Origin of the sequence: Prevotella sp. TCVGH, from assembly GCF_023522295.1 — a bacterium.
In the GTDB taxonomy this organism is placed as follows: domain Bacteria; phylum Bacteroidota; class Bacteroidia; order Bacteroidales; family Bacteroidaceae; genus Prevotella; species Prevotella timonensis.
This window is the reverse complement of sequence record NZ_QFFX01000036.1, coordinates 20,373-28,909: the sequence shown is the minus strand read 5'-3', so window position 1 is coordinate 28,909 and position 8,537 is coordinate 20,373. Positions and strand designations below refer to the sequence as shown.

Here is an 8,537-nt window from a genome sequence, read left to right as displayed (position 1 = left end):
CTTCACGCTAAGTGAATGATAATGAACAGTTAATAAATTACAAATATTTTCCAATTATTTGGAAAGCAACATAGAAGCCTATGAAGGAATATCAAATAGATTTCAAAGCTTTGAAGTCAAAGGTAGGAATTGATGACGTAGCATTTAGCTTAGGTTATCAAGTGGACAGGAAAGCCGGACTCGGAAGATATGTAGAGTTTGTTCTTCCTGATGGTGCTGGTGGCAGAAAAGACACAATTATTGTTAGCCATTTAAATGATAAGGCACAACAGACTTTCTTCCGTCGTAACGGTCAGCGTGGCGACGTAATCAACTTTATCCAAGAGAACGCCAATTCCTTTGGTGTGAGTGGTCGTAACAACTGGGATTTAATCAGTAAAGTCATAGCGAAGTTTGCCAACCAACCCATCGACGATAAGCCACAGAGGGCATACGCTCAACTCAATGGTGCGAGTAAGCCTTTCGACCCCAAACTTTATCATACAGAACCAATCCTGCAAAATATGGACGTTGCCCAATACATCTTCCGTCAGCGCAACATCAAGAAAGAGACTATTGAGGACTTTGCGCCCTGGATTCAGAGAGTGAAGGACACACGTTTTAACAGCGATTATGTCAATATAGGCTTTCCTTACGTCAAGCCTGGATCAGATAAGGTGGAAGGTTATGAGATACGAGGTTATGGCAGCTTCAAGCGCAAGGCCACTGGCACTAATTCCACTACCGCTGCATGGATTGTGGACTTCTCAAAAAATAACAATCCGCAGGACATCAAGCATGTCTATTTTGCCGAAAGTGCCTACGATGTGATGGCTTTCTATCAGGCAAACAAGGCAAAACTAAAGGGAGAACTGGAGCAGTCAGTCTTTGTCTCCATTGGTGGCACCTTCTCCAATCAGCAGGTCGGTGGTATTATGGATTACTACTCCAATGCTCGTGCCGTCGATTGTTTCGACAATGATGTGCCTGGGCGTATCTATGGGATGCGTATGGTGGGGGTCGTAGAGAAGATACCTTTCAATATCGTACAGACCGATGATGCTATCAGGGTAAGTTTCAATGGTGTTGAGCATAAGCTGGATCCACGAAAGGCAACGCTGAATAGCCTTCATGATTTTATACGTTTCAATCGTAAATATGGAGTCGAGAAAGCACCTGCTGCTTTCAAAGATTGGAATGATGTTGTGATGAATAAGCCTACGTCTCAAATCCTTTCCAAAAGTAAGTTCGAGCGTGAGGACAATCTTAGGGAAAAGCGGATGGGTGGGCTAAAGATGTAGAGACTATGGACGTATATATCAAATCAGATTATAGACAGTTCTTTGTCGAGCATACAGGGCTGACCTTGGTGTTTGCCATGTTGCTTATTGCCATACCTTTCTCCTCCATCTTAGACAACGGATATATTCAAATCTGCTTATCAGCACTTTCCCTGCTGTTGGCTATCGTGGGCATCATAAGGTATATCACACTTACGGCCATAGTGTGGATTATCAGCGATAATAAGCTCTGCCGTATTCGTGGCGTATTCTCACGCCACACCGACTATTTAGAACTATATCGTGTGGTGGACTATAGCGAGTCGCAGAGTTTTTTGCAAAAGCTATGGAAGGTAAAGACGGTAAGTATCATTTCCACTGACAAGACAGATAGTACGATGGTGATGTATGGCGTGAATGCCAGGCATGACATAGTCCAGCTCATCAGAAACAGAGTAGAAAATTGTAAAAAAGAAAAGAGAATATATGAAATCACAAATCAGTAAAAAAGGATTATTCCTCATCGTTTTAGTGTGCTGTTTCAACAGTTCTATCCATGCTGCTGTCGTACAGGTAGATCCTGCTTTGGCATCTGCCATTACATTGCAGATGAATACTTTGAAAAACATCTATTCTAAGCGTGAGAAGACGCAGAATAAGATTATTGCTGCCGAAGCTTCAGTAACGGTAGCCTTGGATCAGATGCACAAGGTAGAGGATAAAGTGTTGGGGTATATGGCAAACGTGCAAGGTGCCTTTAAAAACCTTTATCAGATAAAGCGTGCTGGTGAATTAGTTGTGAAGGAAATTCCCTCCAACATGAATAATGTGCGCCATGCCATCAAGGTTGGTGGCTTTCAAGGAACGTTTCTGGCCACAACGGTTGGTACGGAGCTTAGCAGTATGACCATGGATATGATGAGCCTCTATCCTTTCTTAGAGCAGCTGGTGACCACTGGCACATACAACACGACCGATTACGATAGCCAGGGAAACATTATCAAAAAGAAGAACAAGGTGAATCTTCTCAACTCCGCAGAACGCTATTACATCTGCAACACCGTGGTTGATAAACTTGAAAGCATCAATACCTCGCTTTATCTTCTCGCTTGGGAGATATAGACCATGCGCTGGCGTGACCTCTTCTTCAAACTCGATCCCGAAGGATGGGCAGCGGTCATGACTGGAAAGAATATCGTAGAAGGCGTTGTGAACGACTGGAATTATAATCTACGCAGATACAATTAAACATTAACCATAACAAAAAGGTACTTTAATGGAACAATCAGATAGAGAGTTTGGCCTATGCCCTGTATGTGGGCATGGTCATATTATCAAAACTAATAGAGATTACGTTTGTACTAACCGATTAAATCCATCATCAGAGCATGGTGGTTGTCGTTTTTCAATACCTCTGCATACACATGGTATTGATATAACCGATGGAATGATTCGCCAGCTGATAAGAAATGGTTGCACTGAATATACGGAAATGTGCGATCAGAAAGGATTCCCTTATCAGGGACGCTTTATAATTAACCCTGGTAAGGGTTATGATATAGAGACCGAAACACGACCTATTGATGCAGTGTGTCCTAACTGTGGAGGACAAATCATTCAGACAAGGTTTGGGTATGCTTGCGTCAACCATCTATCCGTCAACTCACCATGTAACTTCATCATACCCAACTTCATCTGTAATCGCTATATCACCGTTGAAGAAGCAGAAGCCTTCTGTAATGGGAATGGTGATATTCTCGACGGTTTTTTCAACAAGCAAGGCAAGTGCTTTTCTGCCTACCTCACAAGGACAGAGAATGGTAATGTGGAACTATCTTCAATCATTGACAAATGTCCAGTATGCGGACAAAACGTTTTGGTTGGTCCGACAGCCTTTAACTGTTCCAATTATAGACACGGATGCGATTTCAAAATATGGAGGCACTACTATGGCCATAAGGTAAACCTCCAGGACGCAAAGGAACTGCTGGGTCATGGTAAGCTAAAAATGCCTTTCGAGGCCTTCGATAAGCTCGGTCACGTACATGTTCTCACGTTGAAAGTTGGCCTTCATAACGAAATACAAGTAACATCATATAAATAAAGATGAACATGAAAGAGAATCAAGTTTCTTTAAACGAACTTTTGCGAAAGGCAAAAGAACGGTCAGGCTTGTCGCAAGAGGTATTGCGACAGAGCCTTCACGCCCTGTTGGGAGCAATCAGTGAAGTTATGGACGATGGTAAAGGTGTTGTACTGGACAACTTTGGTAGTTTCGAGCTACGAACAATCAAGGAACGTACCATAACCCCTCCACCGCCCAACAACACACCCATCGTTGTGCCAGAGCATCAGGTAGTACGCTTTAAGGCATACAAGAATTTTCTCATTTACCACATGAAATATTAAGGAACGATGAAAAAACTGACATATATTCTCATCTTCGTAGTATGCGCCTTTGTAAGTGCGTGCCATTCGCCCAAGGACGAAATGTTTGAAAAGGCGCAGGAAAATCTTAAAGCCTCGCTTGACTATCCCAAGCAGCTGAAACTGACTGCCCATACAGAGCCTGATTCAGCCTTCGGCGTAAACTATTTTACTCGCAAAGAGATTACAGGTATGCTAAAGGTTATGGATGTTGTAACTAAGCAACTCATGGCAAAGACACAAGGAGTAACTGACATATCTAAAGCAGACGTATATACGGTGAATCTTATGCGTCGTCAGATGAACGCAGCCACAGAGGTACAGACGATGATTTTCAAGAACACGCCCAAAGGTGAATGGTCGGGTTGGAAAGTGAAGCTCGACTATGAATGTGTTGATAAAGACGGAATCAAATATCGTGCTGAACGCTGGGTGTTCTTCGACAGAGAAGGCAAGAATGTAGTAAAGACTTTTGAAATACCTTTGCCGTGATAGAATCTACAAAGAGGTTAGAAAACCTCGTGAAAGAATTGTACAAGTGCCACTCTCTGCATGACGCAGAGAAGGCACTTGTGCTTTTTGATGTCGGTATCTCTTTTGTCGTCATTGGTGCCGATGCCGATAAGCTATACCTTACGTTGGGCTGGGAAATCACCGATTTCTCTGACGGAGATACCATCTATTCGTATATAGTTATTTCTCCCTATGGAGCAAAGATATTGCAGGATCAACGCTTCAATATTGAGACGCATAAGGTTGAGCAAAATTATCAAATCAGTGGTCAATCTACAGCGACTGTGCAACAGGCATTGGACTACTTACGATTACTTATAGGTCAGGAGCGTCTGAACTATCCCATTATAACTCCCCCTATTACAATAGAGGGAGTCGGATTCATCAGAGAAGCACGCATTACTTCACTTATTATCAATGCACATTCTATTGAGGTGTGCATCGATAATACCGAACTGATTGAAGTGGTCAAAGATCATGAATGGAATTTTAGCCGTACAGGGCTTTCTCTGATAGGAAATCTATCAAACTTAATAGAGCAACAAGTTTCTTATATGGCAAGCCTTATACAAGCCCATGCGCAGACTCTAAGGAACCAAAGAACACTGAATACGGCTTTGTATGAACAGTATCTCAACAAGAGACGTGAGGTATCGCCTAACACCATTGTTATTATTCCAGTCAAAGATTTTTACCTGACTTTTGATGATGATGCTATCGACGTTTCATGCGTTCAAAAGGGAGTACTCTTGTATGAGTGTAATGTGTTTGGTTTGCGAGGCCGTACCGTTGCACTATTGGATGATAGACAAGTCAAAAAAATAAGATCAACCCACCAACTAATAGTAGTGGGTATTCAGAAACATTCTCCATTGTATGAGTTAGGATTGAAAGAAAGTTTCCTCAATATAAAATGTAATTATGAACTTACCTATACTGATGTGGTAATCCGCAAACAGAAAGATGGTGAATACGTCATTTCAGCAAGCTATTGTGGGCATCCACTTCCCGAAACACCAATCCTCAATACCATTGGAGGATATTACTGCAATTTGCCGTCCTGTAAGGAACGCAGTGCCATACTCTCATCACTCGCTCACCGTACCTACGACAGCCTGGTTTTGTCGGTTTTCGACTCCAGCGAGTGAAATAAATAACAAATAATAATAAAAAACCATATCATAACGTTATCTTTGTAGTCTTTAATCAAAAACCGTAAAGTATGATTCGTCGATACAGCCTACTAATCCTATCAGTGCTATTCTCATACACTGTCTTTGCGCAGGATGACACTGCCAACAAGCCACAAGAGCCTATCTTGGGCTATTATCACTTGGGAATGAACTTTGAAGAATACTGGAGCCAAAAACAGAAGAAGAAAGAGGCTACAGAAATTTCAGATTCCATTACCATGCAGTCAAAATACATTCTTTCCATCGATGGTATTGCCTTTAACGTAGATGATATAAGAAGTACTTCAGGTGATATTGGATATTTAGAATATAAAAACTATACAAAAGGAACATCACCACTTTATTTTACAGATTGCGACTATTTCCTTGAAAACAAATTGGTTTCTGTTACAGTTAAAACTCCTTTACCTGAAACGGAAGGTTTTTGTTATATGCCATCAGCCTTATATGAACAAGAGCGTTTGCCCAAGAATCAATGTTTATTTGATGTCCATAATGTTGATCAGCACAACCAACTGGTTAGCCTTACTGAAAGATTAGAAACCTATCTCTCTCAAAAGTACGGCAAACCAACCAAGGAGTATTCCATTGCTAAACTGCAACCTTTGCACCAAGGTGAGCTTTTCCGCCAATTCTTTGCTCACTGGTTTAGCTTATGTAAATCGGGGGCAATCTTGCCAAAAGCAGAGTGGCAATCAGGGAATATGAAAGTTATAATGGGAATAACCAATTCAGCGACCATCTTCATATCCTTCTTAGATGAAGTTTCGTTATCTCATCAGAATCTTGACAGAATCTTTGCACCAGTAGAGCAGCCAAAGCCTACTGCCGAGTGGTAGTCATGGCTTAACGCTTAAACCTTCTCTCGTCGTCTATATCATCCCAGTTACTTCCTCCGCCAACTTCCCACTCACGATTAGAATGATGGCCAGAGCCAGTAGGACGCAATAAGTTCCCAGCATTGATATGTTGGGAATTTGTGTTTTGTGGACTTGTCGGAGGTGGCATAGCAACCGCACCCCTCTCGTGCCTTGCAAACTGGGATAGGTCTATATCCGTATCCCGCAGATTGACGATTGTGGAGTTACCCATATCGACGGCATAGATCGAAACCTCTCTTCTGAATATAAGAATTTTAGCATTACGTAGATCGTCATATAGTTGTCCTCTTTCAGCAGTCCCCAATATCTCCTTGATTTGGTTTACAGTACCATCAATTTTTTCTTTGCTCCTATCAGGACAGATCTGAATAACACCCTCATCATCGATATGTCCAAACTTGCAAAGGATAGTCCTCTCTTCTTCGGTCGCAGGATTGAATCCCTGGATCCATAACCTCCTGAAATTCTTGCGTAAAATAGAAAAGTACTCCTTATCAACCGCAATCGAAATTTTGCGCTGCTTATCTCTGATATACCCATCGTGATAGATATTGACCCTATATTTCCACCACAGTGACTTGTTTATCTCGCCGATAGTAAGTTTATCGTTTTCCTCAATCAGTTTGCGTATAAAATCTAAAATAGCCTTCTCACGTTCTCCGACAGGTATATTTTGCTGCTGCTTGAAAACAAGTAAAGTCTTTATGTCTAAGATGTCGCTACCTTTATATACTGCCTTGTTTTTATGATCCACCACCATATATCCATAAGGAGCATCTTTCTTCCCTATAAAGACGAGAGATATGCCCAGCTTCTTTTTCAGCATCTTATTTAGATCTTCTTTGTTTGAAGTCAACCCCCTATATTTCAAAAGGATGGCCTTTAACCTTTTGCGCTGCTTGCTGCTTTCCTCCATCGTCGTCTTTGTCATCGCCAGTTCTATCTCTTTGATGACAATGCTATCAAGCACAGTACCCCCTTTCTTAACATTGAGTTTGTCATCTTCCCCATAGCTCTCATACCCATTGCTCTCCAGAATAGCCTGAAATTGTCCCAACGTTGCAAAAGAATACTCCATAGCCTTCTGAATGATACTCTTTGCTTCATACTTTGGTTCTATTCCCATGATTTTATTGATGATAGCCTGGGAGCGTAGTCTTTCGTTGTCATGTTCTATCTTCTTGCCTTGTGGATTAACTCTGCTCGTCACAATGTGGATATGATTGTTGCCTGTATCGTGGTGCGCATAAATCAAGACTGGTTGTCCCTTATCAGCATACCCCATTTCTTTTAAGTACTGATGCGCAATATCCAAAAGCTGATCATGCGTATATTCCTGCTTCTTGCATGATATAGAGACATGAAACTGGGTATTCTTGATATTCTGATTGACAGACGAATACTTCACCAGATACTCCTGTAAGTTGGCAGCAGTCACATTTCCAGTTTTTTGAAGATAGTCAAAATTTGAGATTTCTAAGAGCTCTGCCGTACCCTTAGACACTTTTCTTTCGTTATAATTGACAGCATTGAATGTGCTGCTTGAATGGAGAATGGTTGCTATCATCGTACTTTAATTGATGTAAAGGTAGCTTCGGTAAAGATAGCCAGGATGACATCTGCCAAACCGCCACTGGTCAATAAATTAAAGTGCCTCGAAACTACGATGCAAATATAACATTTTTAGCTGGATTAAAGTTCTATAGCCTCGCCTAAAATTTGTATCTTTGAGTAAGAACATCATCGCACAATTGCATGAAAGAAGACAAAAGAACAAATCGCATCAACCTCCATCTTAACAATAAAGAGTTAGATTTATTCAAAAGTAAAGCCAAAAATTACAATCAAATGGCTGCTATGATTCGTGATGCAGTAGCACAATTCAACGACAAAGGAACTGTTAAACGCATAGAATCTTTGAATAAATTAGCCGACTTGATAACAGAATTTAATCACGAAATTTCTAAGCAGGGAGTAAATCTTAATCAGATTACCAAGCGTGCTAATGAACTAATTTACAAAGGAGCATTAGACAAAGAATACTACGATGAAATTATTCTCCCTCATGTTTCTGACCTAAAAAAAAAGATGGCCACCATAAAAAAGCAGCAATCAGACATCTTCAAAAGATTGCTGGAAATCTAAAAAAGGCCTCATTTTTTTGTCCTAATATCGGAGTTGCGACGATATTTTCCCCACTTTCGTGGGCAAGTAACCTTTATGTGCCGATTTGAAAAATAGGCGCCTAAAGGTACAACTTGCTA

The 8,537-nt window shown here is 41.1% G+C and carries 9 protein-coding genes and 1 pseudogene; 9 read left to right on the top strand and 1 reads right to left on the bottom strand.

What is annotated here, in order from left to right; all coding sequences use genetic code 11:
* Nucleotides 1–80 precede the first annotated feature (80 nt).
* The 8 genes and pseudogenes from DEM91_RS08030 to DEM91_RS07995 all read left to right on the top strand — a co-directional run bounded on the left by DEM91_RS08030 (nt 81) and on the right by DEM91_RS07995 (nt 6,231).
* A complete protein-coding gene (locus tag DEM91_RS08030) occupies nt 81–1,280 on the top strand; it encodes a toprim domain-containing protein (RefSeq protein ID WP_195252691.1) in 1,200 nt (399 codons plus the stop codon).
* A 5-nt stretch (nt 1,281–1,285) separates the two neighbouring features.
* Nucleotides 1,286–1,765, top strand: a complete 480-nt coding sequence (locus tag DEM91_RS08025) for a PH domain-containing protein (protein ID WP_249858554.1) — start codon at nt 1,286–1,288, stop codon at nt 1,763–1,765.
* Nucleotides 1,746–2,507 (top strand): annotated as a pseudogene (locus tag DEM91_RS08020) (hypothetical protein). The gene DEM91_RS08025 and the pseudogene DEM91_RS08020 overlap by 20 nt, the downstream one beginning before the upstream one ends.
* Nucleotides 2,508–2,535: 28 nt before the next feature.
* Nucleotides 2,536–3,363 carry a topoisomerase C-terminal repeat-containing protein gene (locus DEM91_RS08015; protein WP_025072501.1) on the top strand — a complete coding sequence of 276 codons (828 nt, stop codon included), beginning with the start codon at nt 2,536–2,538 and terminating at the stop codon, nt 3,361–3,363.
* An 8-nt stretch (nt 3,364–3,371) separates the two neighbouring features.
* A complete protein-coding gene (locus DEM91_RS08010) occupies nt 3,372–3,668 on the top strand; it encodes an HU family DNA-binding protein (protein ID WP_028901044.1) in 297 nt (98 codons plus the stop codon).
* Nucleotides 3,669–3,674: 6 nt separating this feature from the next.
* Nucleotides 3,675–4,178 (top strand): hypothetical protein, encoded by a 504-nt coding sequence (locus DEM91_RS08005; RefSeq protein WP_025072502.1) that lies wholly within the window; start codon nt 3,675–3,677, stop codon nt 4,176–4,178.
* Nucleotides 4,175–5,347: a hypothetical protein gene (locus tag DEM91_RS08000; protein ID WP_195252693.1), complete on the top strand. Its 1,173-nt coding sequence runs from the start codon at nt 4,175–4,177 to the stop codon at nt 5,345–5,347. Before DEM91_RS08005 ends, DEM91_RS08000 begins: the two co-directional genes overlap by 4 nt.
* Before the next feature lie 191 nt (nt 5,348–5,538).
* Nucleotides 5,539–6,231: a hypothetical protein gene (locus DEM91_RS07995; RefSeq protein ID WP_229039185.1), complete on the top strand. Its 693-nt coding sequence runs from the start codon at nt 5,539–5,541 to the stop codon at nt 6,229–6,231.
* A gap of 7 nt (nt 6,232–6,238) precedes the next feature.
* Here the strand turns inward: DEM91_RS07995 and DEM91_RS07990 are convergent, their stop codons facing one another.
* Complete coding sequence (locus DEM91_RS07990) at nt 6,239–7,840, bottom strand: relaxase/mobilization nuclease domain-containing protein (protein ID WP_195252695.1); 1,602 nt, start codon at nt 7,838–7,840, stop codon at nt 6,239–6,241.
* A gap of 188 nt (nt 7,841–8,028) precedes the next feature.
* On the opposite strand from DEM91_RS07990, the gene DEM91_RS07985 reads away from it, so the two are divergent.
* A complete protein-coding gene (locus tag DEM91_RS07985) occupies nt 8,029–8,418 on the top strand; it encodes a plasmid mobilization relaxosome protein MobC (protein WP_195252696.1) in 390 nt (129 codons plus the stop codon).
* Nucleotides 8,419–8,537: the final 119 nt, after the last annotated feature.